Origin of the sequence: Amycolatopsis sp. NPDC021455 (assembly GCF_040640995.1) — a bacterium.
Lineage (GTDB): Bacteria > Actinomycetota > Actinomycetes > Mycobacteriales > Pseudonocardiaceae > Amycolatopsis.
Map to the genome: position 1 here is coordinate 24,272 of NZ_JBFACT010000023.1, position 19,209 is coordinate 43,480.

Genomic DNA, 19,209 nt, shown 5'->3' on the forward strand with positions numbered 1-19,209 from the left:
ATTCAGGCATACCCACTCCCGCACGGGGTATGCCCGCTGCGACCGAGCAGGAGGCGGCGATGGCGAACGAACCCGAGAGCCCCGGAAAACTCTCAAAACGATCGTGGGGCGCGGTGCTCAAACGGACCTTCAAGCAGTTCAACCGCGACAACCTGACCGACTGGGCCGCGGCGCTCACCTACTACGGCGTGCTGTCGCTCTTCCCGGGCATCATCGTGCTCACCTCGCTGCTCGGCCTGCTCGGCCCGGACAAGATCCAGACCGTGATCGACAACGTCAACCAGGTCGTCCCCGGCCAGGGCAAGGACATCCTCGTCGGCGCGATCCGGGAGCTCGCCGGCTCGCGCGGGCTCGCCGGGCCGCTGGCCATCCTCGGCCTGCTCGGCGCGCTCTGGTCGGCGTCCGGCTACATCGGCGCCTTCATGCGGGCCTCGAACGCCATCTACGGCATGCCGGAAGGCCGGCCGATCTGGAAGGTGCTCCCGCTGCGGGTGGCGCTGACCGTCGGCATCGTGGTGCTGCTGGCCCTGTGCGCCCTCGGCGTGGTGGCGACGGGCTCGGTCGCCCGCCGGCTCGGCGACCTGATCGGGCTCGGGTCGACCGGTGTCCTCGTGTGGGACATCGCGAAGTGGCCCGTGATCGCCCTGCTCGTCAGCCTGGCCTTCGCGCTGCTGTACTGGGTGGGGCCGAACGTCCGGCAGCCGAGCTTCAAGTGGCTGACCCCCGGCGGGCTGCTCGCGGTGGTGCTGTGGGTGCTGGCGTCCGCGGGGTTCGCGCTGTACGTGGCGAACTTCAGCTCGTACAACAAGACCTACGGTTCTCTCGGTGGCGTGATCGCCTTCCTTGTATGGTTGTGGATCTCGAACCTGGCCGTCCTGCTCGGCGCCGAACTGGACGCCGAGCTCGTCCGCGGCCGGACCATCGAGGCGGGGGAGACGGCGGACGGCCAGGAGGAGCCGTTCCTGCCACCGCGGGACACGAAGGCGATGGACGACGACGAGGCCGCGGATGTCGCGCGGGAGACCGAACGGAGCTGAGCGGATGGCGAGCCGGATCACCGAACTCGTGCTGGAGTGCCGGGACCCGGACAAGCTCGCCGAGTTCTGGTGCCCGGTCCTCGGCTACGAGGTGATCGGCCACGAACCCGACGGCCTCGAACTGGGCCTGCCCGGCGTCCCCTTCGGCGAGGGCCCGCCGACGCTGATCCTGGCCAGGACCGACGCCCCGCGCCGCGGCAAGCTGCCCCTGCACCTCGACGTCAGCCCGGCGGGCTGCGACCAGGAGACCGAGCTGGCCCGGCTCCTGGCCCTCGGCGCCCGCCCGGCCGACGTCGGCCAGGACGGCACCGAGTCGTGGGTCGTGCTGCAGGACCCGGAAGGCAACGAGTTCTGCCTGCTGCGCAAGGACGTATAACGCCCTACACGGCCGCGCTGCGCGGCTCGTACCGGGCGCGCAGCGCTTTCTTGTCCGGCTTGCCCAGCCCGGTCATCGGCAGCGACTCGGCCACGATCACCTGCTTCGGCACGTGCACCGGCCCCTTGCGCTCCCGTACCGCGGCCTGGATCTCGGCGGTGAGCCGCTCGAGGTCGCCGTCCGCGTCCTCGCGCAGCACCACGACCGCCGTCACCGCCTCGCCCCACTTGTCGTCGGGCGTGCCGATCACGCCGACCTGCGCGACCGCCGGGTGCTCGGCCACCACGTCCTCCACCTCGCGGGGGAACACGTTGAACCCGCCGGTGACGATCATGTCCTTCACTCGGTCGACGATGAACCAGAAGCCGTCCTCGTCCTCGCGGGCGACGTCGCCGGTGTGCAGCCAGCCGTCGCGGAACGTCTCCGCGGTGACGTCCGGCAGGTTCCAGTACCCGCCCGCCAGCAGCGGCCCGGCCACGCAGATCTCGCCCGGTTCGCCGGGTGGCACCGGCTCGCCGTCCGGGCCGAGCAGGGCCGTGCGCAGGAACGCCGACGGCCGCCCGCAGGAGGCCAGCCGCGCGTCGTCGTGGTCGCCCTTGGCGAGGTAGCTGATCGCCATCGGCGCCTCGGACTGGCCGTAGTACTGCGCGAAGATCGGCCCGAACCGGTCGATGGCCTCGCGCAGGCGCACCGGGTTGATCGACGCGGCCCCGTAGTACACCGTCTGCAGCGACGACAGGTCGCGGGTGCGCGAGTCGGGGTGGTCCATCAGCGCGTAGAGCATGGTCGGCACGAGCATGGTGGCGGTGATCCGCTGCTCTTCGATGATCCGCAGGGTGTCGGCGGGGTCGAACTTCGGCACCACGACCAGCGAGCCGCCCTTGATCAGCGTCGGGGCGAAGAACGCCGCGCCGGCGTGGGACAGCGGGGTGCAGATGAGGAACTTCGGCGCCTCGGGCCACTCCCACTCCGCGAGCTGGATCTGCGTCATCGTGGTCATCGCCTGCGCGGTGCCCATGACGCCCTTGGGCTTGCCGGTCGTCCCGCCGGTGTAGGTGATGGAGACGACCTGGTCCGGCGGCAGGACGGCGGGTGCCAGCGGCTCGGGCTCGAAGCCCGCGGCGGCCGCGGTCAGGTCCTTGCCGACGTGGCTCAGCCGGTCGGGCACCGGCCCGATGGTGAGCACCTGGGTGAGACCGGGGACCTTCTCGAGCAGCCCGAGCGCGCGGTCGACGAAGGCGGGCACCGGGTCGATGATCAGCGTGGTGATGCCGGCGTCGTTCAGGATGTAGGCGTGGTCGTCGAGCGAGCCCAGGGGGTGCAGCGCGGTCCGCCGCGACCCCTGCATCTGGCCGGCGGCGATGATGAGCAGCACCTCGGGACGGTTGAGCGACAGCAGCGCCACCGGCGCGCCCGTGCCGGCCCCGAGCGCCTCGAAGGCCTGGGCGTACTGGCTGACCTGCTCGGCGGTCCCGCCCCCGGTCATCGTGGTGTCGCCCAGCACCATGACCGGCTTGTCCCGGTGGCGCTTCAGGGCGGCGACGACCAGGTGGCCGAGGTGGTTCGGATACCGCATCGCCTGCTCGTCCATCCCGCTCCCTTTCGCGGCCGCGAACTAGAACACGTTACTGTTTTCGACACCATACGCGGGCCGGGGCGAGTTTGTCAGCTCGCAGGGTGGGTGGAACAGGTTCCACGTGCTCCCGTCGGATGCCTTGAACGACTCGTTCAGGACGTCCCACGTCCTGAACGAGTCGTTCATGACATCGCAGCGGCGGTCGGCCACGCACTCCGAGCACGGATTCCCTTGTGGACGGTCGGCGTTACGGCACCGGCGCCGCCTGGGCCCGGGCCACCGCCTCGTCGCGGTCCGGTTGCAGCAGGTAGCCCGCCCGCACCGCGCGGTCCGCCGCCGCGGTGAACTTCGCGACGTACGTGGCGTGGTCCGGGTACAGCTGCCGGATCCGCTCCGGCGTCAACGGCGTCGTCGTGCCCAGCAGCAGGCACGCGCCCGCCACGTTGCCGCCGCTGTTGTTCGGTGCGTACGACGCGACCGGGACGTCGAGGTCGGGCAGCCGGACGCCGCCGAGGGCGTTCTGGTCGCCGTCGCGCAGGATGATGAGGTTGAGCAGCATCGAGATCGGCGTCGCCGTGGGCGGGGCCGCGCCGCCGCGTGCCCAGCGGTCCAGGTAGCGGAACGCCGTGTTCTCCGCGTACCGGAACGTCATGCTGTTGACCGGTTTGTCGCAGGTGGTCGGGGCGCCGTCGTTGATCGACCGGTCGCGGGCGTTGGCCGCGTTGTACAGGTTCAGGCCGTACTGGTCGGCGTGGGCCGTGCCGGCGACCTCCCAGGTGCGCACGAGCGGGGTGTCCTGCCGGACCGAGGCCGACGCGATGACGTCGGTCTCCGACTGCAGGACGAATACCGGGACGCCGAGGTCGGTGCGGATGCGGGCCGACAGCGCCCCGATCACGCCGTCGCCGATCGGGGCGGCGAGCGCGGCGCGGCCGTGGATCATGAAGCCGTCGTAGCCGCGGCGCACCGGCTGGACGGCGTTCGCGTAGGTGGTCAGCCGCAGGGCCGACTGCGAGTGCCCGGTGCCCAGCACGACGGCCGGGCTCCGGCCGCCCAGCAGCCGCGGGTTCGCCCGGACCGCCTGCGCGGCCTGGGCGAAGATGTCGTAGGAAAGCGCGTCACCGCTGAGGTTCACCGCGCCGTACCGCGCGGGGTCGAGGCTTTTGAGCTTGTCCGCACCGGCTTTCTGGGTCGTCACGCCGACGTAGGCGTAGCCCTCGCGGATGAAGTGCTCGTAGGACTGCGAGAAGTCGACCGGGATGTCGACGCCGAAACTGACGTTGAGCCATTCGACGACGACCGTGCCGGTGAACCGGGCGGCGTCGCGCGGCCGCACCACGACCATCCGGGTGGTGTAGGGATTGCCGGTGGTGTCGACGCGCGTGGCCCAGCGGCCGTCGTCGGTCCACAGGCCCACCTGGGCGAACGTGTCGGCGTGGCCGGAGAGCAGGTATTCCTCTTCGACGTACCCGCGGGAGGCGAGGTCGAGGACGCCTTGGGCGCCGCTGACCGGCCACCCCCTCCCCGCGCCGGCGGGCACCGCCGTGACGGTCGGGTCGCCGGCGGCCGCGGCGACTCCGGGGATCACGAGTGCGGGCAGGAGCACGGTCAGCAGGACGAGCAGGGCTCTGCGCATGGGAAAACCCTCCTGGTGGCGGGCGGTGCGCGCGAGCGGCTCCAGGTCTCCGCACCGTCCACATCGGACATCGGATGCGGTCGCCGGACCGGCCGGCGACCGCCCTTTTCTTTACTCGCCGGTATAGGAGCTGGGCAACGACGATCGCGGGTCAGGGGGAGAACCCACCGGGCAACGCTCAGGGAAGTGACAAGTCCACGCACCCGGCGCTCGTGACCGGAGAAAACCCGGGGAAGCCCTTTCGGCGACGCAACCTTGCGCGGGTGTCACTCGTTGCGCGACTATCGCGGGACGTTCTGCACGTGCACGCGCACGACGAGGGGGTGTGGTGACCGAGGTGGCGCCGGCGGTGGCCGGGACGGCGGACGGCCCGAGCGACGCGGTCCTGATCGAAGCGGTACGCGGCGGGGACATCGCGGCGTACGGCGAGCTCTACGACCGGCACCTCGTCGCCGCCCGGCGGGTGGCGGCCGCGATCGCGGCCGACGCGGCGGAACGGGAAGACCTGATCGCCGAAGGATTCACGCGCGTCCTACGGATTTTGCGTGCCGGCGAAGGCCCCGACGAGGATTTCCGGCCCTATCTGCTGACGACCATCCGGAACACGATGATCAGCTGGCGGCGGCGCGACTCGGCGGTCTCCCTGGTCGCCGAAGTGCCGGACGTCCTGCCGGGCGAAGGCAGCGACGAGCCGGTCGGCAGCCGCCTGCACGCCACCGTCGCCGTGGACGCGTTCGCGAGCCTGCCCGAGCGGTGGCGGACGGTGCTGTGGCGCACCGAGATCGACGGCGACACGCCCGCGCGGATCGCCCAGGACCTCGGGATGACCCCGAACGGCGTCGCCGCGCTGGCCTACCGCGCCCGCGAGGGCCTGCGCCAGGCCTACCTGGACCAGCACGTCCCCGCCGTGAAGCGGCGGGCCTGCCAGGCCGTCTCCGGCCAGCTGGCCAAGTGGGTGCGCGACGGCATCGGCGACCAGAAAGCGCACCGCATCACGACCCACCTCGACCGCTGCGCGGACTGCCGGGAGCTGGCCGCCGGTCTCCGGCAGCTCAACGAGGAACTGCCCGCCGGGATCGCCCCGCTCATCCTCGGTGTCCCGATCGTCTCGCAGTGGCTGTCCACGACCGGTTCGCTCGCCTCGTCCGGCGCCGCGGCCGGCGCCACCGGCGCGGGCACGTCGGCCCTGTCGTGGGCGACGGCGGCGAAGGTGGCCGCAGCGGGCGCGGTACTGGTCACGACGGTGACGATCGGTGCGAGCAGCCCCTCCGACGCGCCGCCGCCGCTCTCCGACGAGGGCACGACGACCCAGCCCGTGCGGACCGGGCCGCAGGCCGGTTCCCGGGCCGGCGACCCGCCGGGTGGCGTCCAGCCGACGCCGGGCGCGCAGGTCACGACCGATCCCGCGGCTCCGGGCGTGGAAACGACCGGCGCACAGCCCGCCGGGGAGTCGTCCGGTGCCACGAACCCGGGAAGCACGGGTGCGGCCGGCAACAACGGCAACGGGAACGGGAACGGCAACGGCAACAACGGCATCGGAAACGACCCGGCGGCCAAGGAGTCCAAGAAGGCGGCCAAGGAGTCGTCGAAGGCAGCGAAGGAATCCTCGAAAGAGTCGAAGAAGGCCGAGAAGACGAAGAACCCCGGGGAATGACCCGGCGGCGCCCCGCGACGCCGGGTCGTCCCGCTCAGCAGGGGTTCAGCAGCCAGCAGAGCCGGTAGTTCGCCTGGTAGGTCGCCGACGTCGAGGGTGCGACGATGTTCTGCGCCCGCGGCCCGCCGTGCGCCCAGCTGGAGAAGGCGTACTTGAGGTTGAGCGGCGGCAGGTTCTGCGGGCTGTCCGCGCTGATCGAGTTCGTCGACCCGGCGATCACCGTCCGGGAGAACGGCGTGCGCTGCTGGGTCCCGCCGACGGTGAGCATCGCCTGGCTCGGGTTGGACGTGAAGCTCAGCGTCACCGTCTTCGGCTGGAGGTCGATCGTCTTCGTCCCGGTGCGGCCGGACGAGTCCGTCGCCGTCAGCGTCAGCTGCAGGTACGACGGGTACTCGTGGTCCGGCGCGACGAACGAGCCCGCGGCGACGCCGGGGAAGTCCTGGACGTTGTGGGTGTGGCAGGTGCCGTTGGCCGCGCAGTGCCGGATGGCGAGCCGCCAGGACAGCGCCGACGGCGGCAGGGCGCCGTCCTGGGCGTCGATCGCGCGGCCGGAGAACGGCACGGTCTGGCCCACCGACCAGGTCAGCGCGGGGCTCGGGGTGTCGATGACCGGCACCGGGTCGAGCCCGGCCGGGTTCCCGACGGTGACGCGGACCGTCGTGGTCCCCGTCGCGCCGTGGGAGTCCGTCACCCGCAGCCCGGCGTCGACCGCCGCCGCGGTCGTGTACGTCCAGGTCGGCCGCGCGGCCGTGGAATCGTCGTACGCGCCGTCCGCGTCGAGGTCCCACGCGTACGACAGCACGTCGCCCGCGTCCGGGTCGGTCGAGCCGGTGCCGTCGAACTGGACGGTCAGCGGCGCGGGCCCGCTCGACGGGGTCGCCGTGGCCACCGCCACCGGCGGCCGGTTGGCGCTGCCCGGGTAGCTCACGCGGTGCAGCTCGCCGCTGCCGAGCGCGACGTAGAAGAGGTCGCCGCCGGGGCCGGTCAGCACCTGGACGGGCGTGCTGACGCCGGTCACGAACGGGACCAGGCGGCTCGGGCTGGGCTGGCCGCCGACCGTCTGCATCGCCCAGATGCAGCCGCGGGAGGAGTCGGCGAAGAACAGCGCGCCGGCGTATTCGGCGGGGTAGGTGCTGCCCGACTCGAACGCGATCCCGCTGATCGAGGAACCCCCGGTGGGACACGGGTCGGTGGCCACGACCTTGGCGTTGTGGTTGTAGGTGTAGTACGGCGCGGTCTGCCCGCCGGCGGTGTACAGGGATTCGCAGACGTCGAGGTTCGCGCCGTCGTAGCCGGCCTGCCGGGCGTTGCCCTCGAAGCAGGGCCAGCCGAAGTTCTCGGCCACCGCGTCCCCGGCGTCGGCGACGCGGTTGATCTCCTCCCAGGTGTTCCAGCCGACGTCACCGGCCCACAGTTCGGCGGTCCCCGGCCGGAAGCCGAACCGGAACTGGTTGCGCGACCCGTAGGCGATGACGCGGCGGGCGTTGGCGTCGGAACTGCTCGCGAAGGGGTTGCCGGGCAGGCCGGCGCCGGTGTCGGGGTCGATGCGCAGCAGCGCGCCGTTGAGCAGCACCGGCTGCCCGGCCGGGCGGCGCGGGGACTGCGAACGCAGGGCGCCGCCTTCGGCCGACGGCGGCGCGAGGTTCGTCCCGGCGGGCGACGGCGGGTCGGCGCAGGGGTTCCCGACCTGGCCGTAGTCGGCGAAGTTGAAGCTGGCGCCGTCGCCGCCGCCCGCGTAGAGGGCGCCGTCCGGGCCGAAGGCCAGTGCGCCGATCGAGTGACTGGGGTACTGCTGGCACCAGCCGGTGACCAGCGGTTTCTCGCTGACGGCCGTCCCGTCCGGGCCCATCGTCAGCTGGGAGACGCGGCCGGTCACGACGCAGCCCTGGTCGGTCGCGCCCGGCGGGGTCGGGCAAGTGTCGCCCCACTGCGGCGCGGTGCCGCCCGGCAGGGCGTCGAGCGTGTAGGAGACGTAGACGTACGGCCGGGTGGGGAAGGCGGGGTCGACGGCGAGCCCGAGCAGGCCGCGGTCCCAGAAGTCCTGGGTCGGCGTGCGCAGGTCGGCGAACACCGTCGCGGTCGGGTCGGCGAGGGAGTCGAAGACCTTGACCAGTCCGCTCTTCTCGGCGACGAAGACCCGCCCGTCGGGCGCGAACGCGGCGGCGGTCGGGGAGGTCAGGCCCCCGATCGCGACCGTGTCGGTGAACCCGGCGGGCACGGCGGCCGCGGGCGTCGCGGCGGCCACGGTCACCGCGAGCGCGCCGGCGAGCGGCACGACCACCGCGGCCGCGAGGGCGCGTCTTGATCTTCGGGGGAGCGGGGAACGGCGAAAACCCATCACGAAACTCCTGATGCGCTGGGGACCGGATCGGCGCGAACGCCGTCCCCTATGGCGCCGGAAGTCCGAAAGTTGTTACGGCGACGCCAAAGATGTCCCCGAACCGCGCAATCCCTTACGTGGTTCCACCGGTATCGCGCTCGTGTTATCGATGATGCTAACGTGGGTGGTATCAGTGATAACAAGCGAGAGGGTGCACCATGATCGTCATCACCGGGGGAACCGGCGGGCTCGGCTCGCAGATCGTCGAGCGGCTGCTGGAGCGGGTGCCGGCGGACCAGATCGGGGTCAGCGTTCGCGAGCCCGGCCGGGCGGCGGGCCTGGCCGAGAGCGGCGTCCGCGTGCGGCGCGGCGACTTCGCCGACCCCGATTCACTCGCCGACGCGTTCGAAGGAGCGACGCAGGTCCTCGTCGTCTCGATCGATGAGACCGGGGAGGCCGCCGTCGCCTACCACGTCGCGGCCGTCGACGCCGCCCGCGAGGCGGGGGCGAAGCGCGTTCTCTACACCAGTCACCAGGCCGCGTCCGCGGACTCGCTGTTCGCCCCGATGCCCGACCACGCCGCGACCGAACGCCACCTCGCGGCTTCGGGTGTCCCGTTCACCGCGCTCCGCAACGGTTTCTACGCCAGTACCGTGCCCATGCTGCTGGGGGAGGCCCTGCGGACCGGCGAGCTGATCGCGCCGGCCGACGGGCCGGTGTCGTGGACGGCGCGCGCCGACCTCGCCGAAGCGGCGGCGATCATCCTCGCCGAGGGCGGGTACGAAGGCCCGACCCCACCGCTGACCGCTCCCGTCGCACTCGACCTGCGGGACGTCGCGGGGATTCTCACCGAACTCACCGGCCGTCCCGTCCGGCGCGTCGTCGCGGACGACGACGAGTGGGCGGCGGGCCTGACCGGGCACGGCGTGCCCGAGGCGCAGGCGGAACTGATACTCGGCATGTTCCACGCCGCCCGCCGCGGCGAGTTCGCCGCCACCGGGCCGGAGCTGGAAAACCTCCTGGGGCGGCCGGCCACGCCGCTGCGGACGATCTTGGCCGAGGCTGTCCGGGCCGGCTGAGCCCGTGGCCGTTCGCCCGGCGGTCCGCCCCAAGGGACGTCCGTGAGGCCGTGGTGGCGCCGCCGCGGCCTCCGCGATGGTGGAGCGCATGCGCATCATGTACGACGCGCTCAACGCGCGGAACATCCTCAGGAAGGAGCGGCGGCCCGTGCTGGTGGCCGGGTACGTCGACCGGATCAGGCTCGCGCCGTGGACCGACGCGGACTGGGCGCTCTTCCCGGACGCGCTCAAGGTGCGGATCGTCAAGAAGGCGTCCACGAACGACGGCCACGTCCTCGACGTGGAACCCGGGGACGCCGCACCCGGGCAGGCACCGGGGTGGGCGGAAATGCGGCGCCGGTCCGGGTTCGCTCACCCGTGCGTCTACTGCAACCGCTCGACGTGGCCGAAGGTGAAGGCGGCGTTCGCCGCCCAGCAGGTCGAACCGCCGCTGTACTGGATCGCCACGGCCACCGGGAAGCCCGAGATCCCGGCGGGCGCGATCGCCGCGCAGTACCTGCTCGACGTCCCGCCCGGCATCGACATCTCCGTCGTCGCCGACTACTGGCCCGGCGTCGACGACGCACCACCGGCACCCCTGTCCGTCGAACCCGGAGTGGAGATCATGGAACGCATCACGGTGACCCCGCCCAACGCGGGCTCGAACACGGTCCGGCTCAACCTGTCCGGCAGCAGCGGAGCCGCCGTCGTCGTCCGCCCGCGGATCGACGGCAGCGGCGTCTCGAAACCGATGTGGGTCGGCAACATCTTCGCCTGGGGCTCGGACCGGACCGGGATCGGCCACAATCCCAAGTCCGAGCCGGGCTACGACGACCGGCTCACCTCGCACCGCCGGTTCGCCCTGCCCGGCGCGGTGTGGGCCGATCTCGAGTACAGCGCCTCCGAGCCGTTCGAAATCGACGTCGTCGGCTGAAGCGCCCGCGTCGGTCCGCCGGGCCGGTACAAAGCCGTACAACCGCCGGTGTACGAATTTTGGATTCCGGCCTGGCGTACTGACGTCCATGCGAATTCGGAAAGCAATCGTGCTCGCGCTGGCCATGGCGGCCGGCGTGCTGGCGCTGCCGGGGACGGCGAGCGCCGCTTACAGCGACCCGCTGACGACGACGACCAAGCAGAACCTGGTGTGGCACGCGACGCCGGCCGCCGCGCTCACCGCGCTGGACAACGCGTTGCCGAACGTCAGCCTCAACACCGTGGTCAACGACCCCAGCTACGACATGACCGGCTGTACCAGCGCGGAAAAGGCCTCGCTGCCCAAGGCGCCGGTGGCCACCAAGTCGATGTGCTGGGACGCCGACCGCGCCGGGACGACGACGTGGAGCCCGCAGGGCATCACGACCTCCGGTGACGCCGACAACGACGGCATGTGGGGCGCGGACAAGATCATCCTGTCCGGCTGGCACGGCACCGACGCGCTCGGCCGGTACAACGACGCGCGGATCCAGGCGATCAACTACAACAACCCGGCCTCGCCGTCGTACCGGATGTTCTACCTGGCCGTGCCGAACAGCACCGGCAGCAGCTTCACCGCCGCGCAGGCCCACATGGGCGGGATGGCCTGGTACGGCGACAAGATCTACGTGACGGCCGAGGGCAGCACCTCGACCGCGATCCGGGTGTTCAGCACCAAGCACATCCTGCAGATGACCGACACGACGTCGAACGCGATCGGCAAGACGTCGGGCGGGTACGCCGCCTACACGTACAAGTACGCGATGATGCAGATCGGCTACTACACCTACGCGAGCGGCACGTGCAGCATGGCGTCCGACACCGGCGTGCCGTGCTTCTCGTCGATGTCGCTGGACCGCAGCACGAGCCCGGCCAGCGTGGTGACGACCGAGTACTTCTCCGACCAGAGCCTCCACGGCCGCCTCTACCGCTACCCAATGGGCGAGGACTACCTGCTGGCGGCCTCGTCGTCCGGCACGGTGGCCGCGACCGAGGCGCTGCGCAGCTCGGTGGGCAACATGCAGGGCGTGCTGTCCAACGGCGGCAAGTGGTACGTCGCCCACAGCTCGGCGACGATCAACGGCCAGCTCTGGACCCAGACGACGGCGAAGAGCACCTCGGCGACGTGCGATTCCGGGACGACGGCCTGCTGGGCGGTCCACCCGGAGGCGTTGACCTACGACTCGTCGACGGGCCTGGTGTGGTCCCAGTCGGAGTGGTCGACGGCCGACTGCACGGCGAAGAGCCAGGTCTGCGGCCGCGCGGTGTTCGCGGTGCCGCTGTCGTCGCTGGTGGGCTGATTCAGGCTGATTCAACGAGACAGCAGGGACGCTCCGAGCGCCGTGATCAGGTAGATCACCTGGCGCCCGGAGCGTTCCCGCGTCACCAGCCCGTTCTCGTGCAGCACCCGCAGGTGCTGCGAGACGGCGCTGGGCGTGACCCCGAGCGCCCGCGCCAGGTCGGTCGTGGTCGCGGGGGAGCGCAGGGCTTCGAGGAGCCCGGCCCGCGCCCGGCCGAGCAGCCGGACCGTGCCGCCGGGCGGCGGCCGGGTCCCGGCCGTCCACAACGCGCCGCGCCCGCGGGCCGGGTAGCGGACCGTGGTCTGCGTGGACGTGTTCTTCTTGATCATCACGTACGGCGAACCGAGCACGACGGGGATGAGGACCAGGCCACCGGGACCCCGGTTCACGGCCCGGCAGTCGTCACCGGCCAGCAGCAGCCGGCCGTCGCGCCAGCGCAGGTCCGGGTGCAGGCCGTCGAACAGCTTCGCACTGCCGCCCGCGGCGAGGACCCGCGCCCGGTGTGCGACGTCGGCGTCGAGCACGGCCCGGATCCGCGGCCAGTGCGGCGCGACCAGCCGGTCGTGCGCCGTCCGCAGTTCGGTCGCGATGGCCCGCAGCCCGGCCGCCGGCCGCTCGGCGAGCTCGGCGGCGGCCTCGGGAAGCCGGTCGGTATGCGGTGCAGAGGGGCGAGGAGGGGCACTTTCACGTGAAAGTGCCCCGTCGCCGAACACGCGGTGCAGGCTGGCCCGGACCTGCCGGGCGGTGGTCCGCAGCAGCGCGGCCAGATCGTCCTCAATGGACGGACCGGTGTTCCGCGGGGCGGGCACGAGGAACTCGGGCCAGTTGGGCCGGTCGCTGACGAGCAGCGGCCAGGTCCACGGCAGTTCGAGCGGCGCGCGGGCGAGTTCGTCCTGCGCCCAGCGCAGCCAGGGCAGGGTGCTCGCCTGCCGGTCGCGGCCGGCCAGCTGCTGCAGGCACGCGACGGTTTCCGAGAGCGGCGAGATCGCGAACCGGGTCGCCGCCAGCTCGGCCACGCCGAGCTCGATCGTCAGGGTCACCCCTCGAGTATGTAGCGCTGGGCTAAAAACTGTCCCGATGTCGCGCCGGGTCCGAAGATCGCGGAATGACCCGGACCGACGGGAAACCCCGGCTCGCCAAGGCATACCTGCGGCTGTGGTGGGCGACCGGCATCGACCACTTCGGCACCGGGGCGTTCACCGCGGCGGTGCCGCTGCTGACCGTCACGGTCACCCGCGACCCGCGGCTGGTGTCGCTGGTCGCGACCGCGGAGTACCTGCCGTGGCTGCTGCTGTCCCTGCCCGCCGGCTCGCTGGCCGACCGGTACGACCGGGCCGGCCTGATGTGGCGGGCCCAGGCGGTCCAGGCCGCGCTCGCCGGCACGACCGCCGTCCTGGTCGCCTGCGGCGGGGCGAGTATTCCGCTGCTCGTCGTCACGGCGTTCGGGATCGGCGCCGGCGACGTCGTCTTCGGCACCGCGGCGCAGGCGATCCTGCCGGACCTCGTCGCGAAGCCGTTGCTGCCGCGCGCCAACGGCCGTCAGCAGGCGATCACCACGTTCACCGTGCAGTTCGCGGGACCACCGGCCGGCAGCCTGCTTTTCGGCGTGGCCGCGGCTCTCCCGTTCGGGCTCGACGCCGTCTCGTTCGCGGTGTCCGCCGCGCTGGTGGCGACGTTGCCCCGGCGGGCCCGCGGTGTCCGTCCGCGGGCCGGGCTCCGGGAAGGGGTGGCCTGGCTCGCGCGGCACCGGCTGTTGCGCACGGTCGCGCTCCTGCTCGGGGTCAACACCTTCGGCGGCCAGCTCGCCAACGTCACGCTCGTCCTGCTCGCGACCGAGGTCCTGCACGTGGACGCGCGCGGTTATGGCGTGCTGCTCGCCGGGGCCGCGCTCGGCAGTGTGCTCGGGGGTCTCGTCAGCGCCCGCGTCGTGGGGCGGATCGGGAACCTGCCGGCGCTCCTGACGGCGCTGACCGTCAACGTGGGCGCGTTCGCGGGGATCGGCCTGAGCTCCGGCGCCGTGGTGCTCGGCGCGTTCCTCGCGCTGAACGGCTTCGTCACGACGTTGTGGAACGTCGTGACCGCCGGTCTCCGCCAGGAGTTCGTGCCGTCGGCGCTGCTCGGCCGGGTCACCAGCGCGTACCGGCTGGCCGGCTGGGGCCTGATCCCGGTGGGCACGCTGACCGGTGGGCTGGTGGCGCACGGGCTCGGGCTGCGGGCGCCGTACCTCGTCGCCGCGGCCGTGCGGGGGATTGCGCTGGTGGTGGCGCTGCCGGTGCTGATCCGCGCGTTGCGGACCGACCGCGGGTTCAGTTGACCGCCGGCTCCGGTTCGGCCGGCTCCGGCGGCCCGGCCGCGGGCCGGCGACGGCGGTTCCACAGCTCGCGGCCCCGCCGCAGCAGGATCGGCGCCACCATGACGCCCAGCGCCAGGGTCGCGACGTCGAGCAGGTACGCGGCCAGCCACACGTGCTTGGCGATCTCGAAGTACCCGTCGCCGACCACCGCCATCGCGGCGATGCCGAGTGCGGCCAGCGCGGCCACTCCGGCGACGATGCCGTAGCGGGTCGTCGAGCGGCGGCGTCGCAGCAGTGCCACCACCGCGGCGGCCAGGCTGAGCAGGACGAGCACCGCCGGCAACCACGGGATGCCCATGCCGTCGAGCCACTGCTGGAACGTGGTCGAGTCGCCGCCCATGTCGCCGCTGACCGGGGCCGAGTTGTCCGGGGGACGGCTCGCCGCCGTCCACGGCTCGTCCGGCAGGTACGGCAGGCTCCGCCCGAGCGTCGCCTGCAGGCCGGTCCCGATCGCGCCCGCCAGCACGCCCGGGTGCTCCAGCAGGAGGTCCCAGGCCTTGTGCTTGACCGTGCCCGGGTCCTCCAGCAGGACGTCGGAACCGGAGAGGGCCTCCGGGCCGTCCGGGTAGTACGCGTGCCCCGCGCTCTGCTGCGCGTCCTCGGGCAGGCCGAGCCGGCGCGCCGAACCGGGCAGGTCGGCCAGGACAAACGTGTAGACGACGTTGACCGCGTTGACGTCGGCGTAGTTGCGGTCCTGCCACGCGAGGTTCGCGCGGATCGGGGCGATGATCTCGAGCACGAGCAAGACGGCGATCGCCGGTCCGACGATCCGGCCGGACCACCACCGCCCGCCGCCCGGCCGGGCGGCGGTGACCGCGCAGACGAGCACGGCCAGCACGAACAACGGCAGGAAGCCGATCTTCGCCAGCCCGCCCACGACACCGCCGACGGCGACGAGGAGCAGCGCCGACAGCCGTGCGAAGCCGTCCTCGGCCTTCGTCGCGGCGATGACCGCGAGCCCGCACAACAGCGTGTACGCGCCGAACAGCCCGGCCGGCTCGGCGAACGTCGAAACGAACAGCCGCGCGAAAGCCGGTTCGAGCAGGGGCAGCAAAGGTGGCAGCAGGAAGAGCAGGCGCAGCGGCCCGCGGGCCTGCACCGCCCAGGCCGCGAGCAGGGTGACCAGGAAGACCAGCAGCACGTAGAGCCAGCCGAGTTCGACCAGGCTGAACGAGCCGTGCCCGTTCGCGACGGACCCGAAGAGCACGGCGGCGCTGGACGGCTGCGGGTCCGGGCACGGCGTGCCGCGTCCGAAGTCGAGGACCACGCCGCCCAGCCAGCTCGCCTTGTGGTTCGGCGTCGCCGGGGTGAGCCCGGGCCCGCAGAACAACCGGTAGCCGTCCCCGTTGTCCCCGGCGCCGGTCGGTGTGCCGCCCAGCAAGCCGAGGACCAGCGCCACGGCGAGCGCGGCGACCGCCGCGGTCGCCGTGGCGATCCCCACCCTCTTCATGCCGATCAGCCTATGTGGTCGGTTCGCCGGGTGGTTCCGGAACACCCGAATCCTTGCGCGGGGCGGGTGGTCAGGCGCCGGGGTGCCCGCAGGCGTAGACGTTGGCGGAAGCCAGCGTCACGCAGGCGGGGCAGGTGTTGACCGGCCGGTCGCGGCGGCCGTAGTAGGGGTGGCGGGCGCCGCACAGCGCCGTGATCACGTCCCCGGGCCGCGGGTCCGGGTGACAACGGGGGCAGAAGGCGTGCGCGGCGCGTTCGACCTCGGCGCTCATGTCATCCGGGTACCCCCGGCCGCGGCGAGCCAACCCGCCGCCACGCCCACACGGACCGGCCGCCGGTGAAGCACCAGATCGCGATGACCGGGTCGCAGATCGCGCAGCCGAAGGACGAGTCGTGGGCGAACGGCAGGATCGGCTGGCCCTTCAGGTGGTGGACGACGTCCCAGGCGGTGTGCAGCAGCCAGCCGGCACCGATGAACGCCCACGAGTCGAGCCCGCGGAACGCGACGTAGGCCAGCACCGCGCAGAACACGACCTCCCACGGCCCGAGCGCGCCGCCGGAGAGGTAGGCCGCGCCCGCGCCGCCCACCATCACGGCGTTGAACTTCCGCCGGTGCGGCTCGCGGATCAGGGAGTTCAGCAGGACGTAGAGCACGCCGATCAGAATCGGCGCCAGCACTTCGATCATGGCGTTCACGCTAGGAAGCCGGGTGCGGACCGGCCAGTGGCTCTCCTGCCAGGCGTCACCGGATTCTCGCCAAGATAAGTCAAGCAGTTGACTTAAATTGAGGTATGCTCCGCTCATGACGACAACCGAATCGCTCACGGCGGACACCCCGATCGGCGACTGGGTCGCGCACCCCGACGGCGGCCCGCTCATCCGCTCCCTGCTCGCCGAGGCCGGGGTCGACGAGACCGTCCTCGCGCCGGTCCGCCTGCTGCCGCTGCGGCAGCTGGTCGCCCTCAGCCAGGGCCGGCTCGCCCAGGAGGTCGTCGACGACCTGGTGACGCGCGCCAACGACGGGGTGACCCCGGCGCCCGGGGCCGTCCAGGCGGGGTGGCGCGAGCGGATCGTGCCCGGCCGGTTCGAGGGCCGGACGGTCGTGGTGACCGGTGCGGCGTCCGGGATCGGCCGGGCGACGGCGTCGCGCATCGCCCGCGAAGGCGGCCGGGTCGTCGCGGTCGACGTCTCGGCGGGCCGGCTGGACGAGTTCGCCGCCGAGCTCGGGTCTTCGGAGCTGGTCGCCGTGCCCGCCGACATCACCGACGAGAGCGGTGTCGCGCGGATCCTCGCCGCGGCGGGCCCGCGCATCGACGGGCTGGCCAACGTCGCGGGCATCGTCGACGACTTCTCGCCGGCCCACGAGGTGAGTGACGAGCTGTGGCGGCGCGTCTTCGCCGTGAACGTCGACGGGACGTTCCGGCTGATCCGCGCGGTCGTCCCGGCGATGCTGGAGGCGGGCTCCGGCGCCATCGTGAACGTCGCTTCCGAAGCGGCGCTGCGCGGCTCGGCCGCCGGAATCGCCTACACCGCTTCGAAACACGCCGTCGTCGGCATCACCCGCAGCTGCGCCTTCATGTACGGGCCGCACGGCATCCGCGTCAACGCCGTCGCCCCCGGCGGCGTCGCGACCGGCATCGCGATGCCCGCGCAGCCGTCGGAGTTCGGGCAGGGCCGGGTCGGGGCCTTCCTCGGGCTGATCCCGCCGATCGCCACGGCCGAGCAGCTGGCCGCGTCGATCACCTTCCTGCTCGCCGACGACGGGGTGAACGTCAACGGCGCCCTGCTGCCGTCCGACGGCGGCTGGTCGGTGCAGTGAACCTGGCCGCGGTGGCGCCCGAGCTGCGCGGCCGGGTCCGGCGGATGCCGCGCCTGCCGCTGGAGCGGGCTTGGGTGCGGCGCCTGGTGCGGGCGGCGACGGCGTGGATGCGCCCGCCGTCGGTACCCGGTGTCGCCGTCGAGCTGCACCCCGGCCTGCGGGTGTACCGGCCGGACACACCGCAGTCGGATCTCACGCTGCTGTGGATCCACGGCGGCGGGCTGGTCATCGGCGGCGCGGCCCAGGACGACCGGTTCTGCGCGGAGACGGCGCGCGAGCTCGGCATCACCGTGGTGTCCGCCGAGTACCGCCTCGCCCCGGAACACCCCTACCCGGCGGCGCTCGACGACGCCCACGCCGCCTGGACGTGGCTGCGCGGCCACGTCGCGGCGGACCGGATCGTCGTCGGCGGCCAGAGCGCGGGCGGCGGGCTCGCGGCGGCGCTCGGGCAGCGCCTGCACGACGAGGGCGAGCGGCCGCGCGCGCAGTGGCTGTTCTGCCCGATGCTCGACGACCGCACCGCGGCCCGGCGCGGCCTCGACGACGCCGGGCACCGGGTCTGGGACAACCGCCTCAACCGCTTCGGCTGGCGCGCCTACCTCGGGACCGAGCCGGGTGCGCCGGTCGTGCCGCACTACGCCGTGCCCGCCCGCCGCGACGACGTCGCCGGGCTGCCGGACACCTGGATCGGCGTCGGGGACATCGACCTGTTCCACGACGAAGCCGCCGAATACGCCCGCCGGCTGCGCGCGGCCGGCGTGGACACGACGTTCCACGTCGTGGCCGGCGGGCCGCACGGGTTCGAGGCCTGGGCGCCCGCCACCGAGTTCAGCCGCCGCTACCTGGCCACGGCCCGGGCGTGGCTGGGACGGCTCCGGTGACGGGCTCCGTAAGGTGGGGACCGGCAGATCGTCGGGGTGACCGGGTGGGATGGATGAACGTCAAGACGGACCGCGCGAGCGCCACGCGGGAGAGCATCCTCGTCACGGCGGAGCGGCTGTTCGCCGAGCACGGGGTGCACGCGGTGTCCAACCGGCACATCAGCGAGGCGGCCGGGCAGGGCAACAACGCCGCGGTCAACTACCACTTCGGCACCAAGGTCGACCTGGTCCGCGCGATCGCCCGCAAGCACTTCGGGCGGATCGAAGCGCTGCGGGCCGAGCTCGTCGAGGCGGTCGACGGCGACGGCGACCTCCGCGACTGGGTGGCGTGCCTGGTCCTCCCGTCCACGACCTACCTGGGGGAGCTGGGCTCGCCGACGTGGTTCGCGCGGTTCAGCGCCCAGGTCATGACCGACCCGGTGCTGCGGCCGATCGTCGTGGAGGAGTCGCTGTCCTCGCCGGCGCTCGCCCGCGCGGTCGACGGGCTGAACCGGTGCCTGGACGGCCTGCCGCCCGAGGTCCGGGCCGAGCGGGGCGACATGGCGCGCCAGCTGATGATCCACATGACGGCCGAGCGCGAGCGGGCACTGGCGGAGGGCACGGCGACGCCCCGGGCGAGCTGGGACGACGCGGGAACCGGCCTGATCGACGCGATCACGGGGCTGCTGCTGGCCCCGGTGACCCCCGCCGCCTGACCCGCGCCGTCCCTTGTGGACGGTGCGCCGGTCGCGTCACTCCGGGCCAAGCGCCCCAATGTGGCGTTGGTTGCGTCAGACG

General features: G+C 72.7%; 17 protein-coding genes. 10 read left to right on the top strand and 7 right to left on the bottom strand.

Going from position 1 to position 19,209, the window contains the following annotated elements:
• Positions 1 to 29: 29 nt before the first annotated feature.
• Together AB0G28_RS24715 and AB0G28_RS24720 are read left to right on the top strand one after the other, a co-directional pair.
• Positions 30 to 1,037, top strand: coding sequence for a YihY/virulence factor BrkB family protein (locus AB0G28_RS24715; RefSeq protein ID WP_361093270.1), 1,008 nt, complete (start codon positions 30 to 32; stop codon positions 1,035 to 1,037).
• A gap of 4 nt (positions 1,038 to 1,041) precedes the next feature.
• Entirely contained in the window at positions 1,042 to 1,413 is a 372-nt protein-coding gene (locus AB0G28_RS24720) for a VOC family protein (protein WP_361093273.1), read from the top strand.
• A 4-nt stretch (positions 1,414 to 1,417) separates the two neighbouring features.
• Here the strand turns inward: AB0G28_RS24720 and fadD8 are convergent, their stop codons facing one another.
• Together fadD8 and AB0G28_RS24730 are read right to left on the bottom strand one after the other, a co-directional pair.
• The gene (gene fadD8, locus AB0G28_RS24725; RefSeq protein ID WP_361093276.1) at positions 1,418 to 3,004 is read right to left on the bottom strand and encodes a fatty-acid--CoA ligase FadD8; all 1,587 of its coding nucleotides are present in this window, start codon (positions 3,002 to 3,004) and stop codon (positions 1,418 to 1,420) included.
• A gap of 232 nt (positions 3,005 to 3,236) precedes the next feature.
• Positions 3,237 to 4,625, bottom strand: coding sequence for an alpha/beta hydrolase domain-containing protein (locus AB0G28_RS24730; protein WP_361093279.1), 1,389 nt, complete (start codon positions 4,623 to 4,625; stop codon positions 3,237 to 3,239).
• Positions 4,626 to 4,953: 328 nt separating this feature from the next.
• Between AB0G28_RS24730 and AB0G28_RS24735 the strand changes: the two genes are divergently transcribed.
• Positions 4,954 to 6,279 (top strand): sigma-70 family RNA polymerase sigma factor, encoded by a 1,326-nt coding sequence (locus tag AB0G28_RS24735; RefSeq protein ID WP_361093282.1) that lies wholly within the window; start codon positions 4,954 to 4,956, stop codon positions 6,277 to 6,279.
• 34 nt (positions 6,280 to 6,313) lie between these two features.
• Here the strand turns inward: AB0G28_RS24735 and AB0G28_RS24740 are convergent, their stop codons facing one another.
• Entirely contained in the window at positions 6,314 to 8,617 is a 2,304-nt protein-coding gene (locus AB0G28_RS24740) for a PQQ-dependent sugar dehydrogenase (RefSeq protein WP_361093284.1), read from the bottom strand.
• 200 nt (positions 8,618 to 8,817) lie between these two features.
• Here AB0G28_RS24740 and AB0G28_RS24745 point away from each other — a divergent pair, with 200 nt between their 5' ends.
• From AB0G28_RS24745 to AB0G28_RS24755, 3 genes are all read left to right on the top strand, one after another.
• Entirely contained in the window at positions 8,818 to 9,678 is an 861-nt protein-coding gene (locus tag AB0G28_RS24745) for an NAD(P)H-binding protein (protein ID WP_361093287.1), read from the top strand.
• An 88-nt stretch (positions 9,679 to 9,766) separates the two neighbouring features.
• Positions 9,767 to 10,591: a hypothetical protein gene (locus AB0G28_RS24750; protein WP_361093290.1), complete on the top strand. Its 825-nt coding sequence runs from the start codon at positions 9,767 to 9,769 to the stop codon at positions 10,589 to 10,591.
• Between the two features lie 88 nt (positions 10,592 to 10,679).
• Entirely contained in the window at positions 10,680 to 11,930 is a 1,251-nt protein-coding gene (locus AB0G28_RS24755; RefSeq protein WP_361093293.1) for a hypothetical protein, read from the top strand.
• 11 nt (positions 11,931 to 11,941) lie between these two features.
• Here the strand turns inward: AB0G28_RS24755 and AB0G28_RS24760 are convergent, their stop codons facing one another.
• The gene (locus tag AB0G28_RS24760) at positions 11,942 to 12,970 is read right to left on the bottom strand and encodes a DUF5937 family protein (RefSeq protein WP_361093296.1); all 1,029 of its coding nucleotides are present in this window, start codon (positions 12,968 to 12,970) and stop codon (positions 11,942 to 11,944) included.
• 65 nt (positions 12,971 to 13,035) lie between these two features.
• Between AB0G28_RS24760 and AB0G28_RS24765 the strand changes: the two genes are divergently transcribed.
• Positions 13,036 to 14,244: an MFS transporter gene (locus AB0G28_RS24765; protein WP_361093299.1), complete on the top strand. Its 1,209-nt coding sequence runs from the start codon at positions 13,036 to 13,038 to the stop codon at positions 14,242 to 14,244.
• Here the strand turns inward: AB0G28_RS24765 and AB0G28_RS24770 are convergent.
• From AB0G28_RS24770 to AB0G28_RS24780, 3 genes are all read right to left on the bottom strand, one after another.
• The gene (locus tag AB0G28_RS24770; protein WP_361093302.1) at positions 14,237 to 15,733 is read right to left on the bottom strand and encodes a hypothetical protein; all 1,497 of its coding nucleotides are present in this window, start codon (positions 15,731 to 15,733) and stop codon (positions 14,237 to 14,239) included. The genes AB0G28_RS24765 and AB0G28_RS24770 overlap by 8 nt on opposite strands.
• A gap of 70 nt (positions 15,734 to 15,803) precedes the next feature.
• Complete coding sequence (locus AB0G28_RS24775; RefSeq protein ID WP_361093305.1) at positions 15,804 to 16,004, bottom strand: hypothetical protein; 201 nt, start codon at positions 16,002 to 16,004, stop codon at positions 15,804 to 15,806.
• A 1-nt stretch (position 16,005) separates the two neighbouring features.
• A complete protein-coding gene (locus AB0G28_RS24780) occupies positions 16,006 to 16,419 on the bottom strand; it encodes a DUF6010 family protein (RefSeq protein ID WP_361093308.1) in 414 nt (137 codons plus the stop codon).
• A gap of 115 nt (positions 16,420 to 16,534) precedes the next feature.
• Between AB0G28_RS24780 and AB0G28_RS24785 the strand changes: the two genes are divergently transcribed.
• The 3 genes from AB0G28_RS24785 to AB0G28_RS24795 are packed head-to-tail and all read left to right on the top strand — an operon-like array spanning position 16,535 to position 19,127.
• Positions 16,535 to 17,551 (top strand): SDR family NAD(P)-dependent oxidoreductase, encoded by a 1,017-nt coding sequence (locus AB0G28_RS24785; protein WP_361093311.1) that lies wholly within the window; start codon positions 16,535 to 16,537, stop codon positions 17,549 to 17,551.
• Complete coding sequence (locus AB0G28_RS24790; RefSeq protein ID WP_361093314.1) at positions 17,548 to 18,432, top strand: alpha/beta hydrolase; 885 nt, start codon at positions 17,548 to 17,550, stop codon at positions 18,430 to 18,432. Before AB0G28_RS24785 ends, AB0G28_RS24790 begins: the two co-directional genes overlap by 4 nt.
• A 53-nt stretch (positions 18,433 to 18,485) precedes the next feature.
• A complete protein-coding gene (locus tag AB0G28_RS24795; RefSeq protein WP_361093317.1) occupies positions 18,486 to 19,127 on the top strand; it encodes a helix-turn-helix domain-containing protein in 642 nt (213 codons plus the stop codon).
• Positions 19,128 to 19,209: the final 82 nt, after the last annotated feature.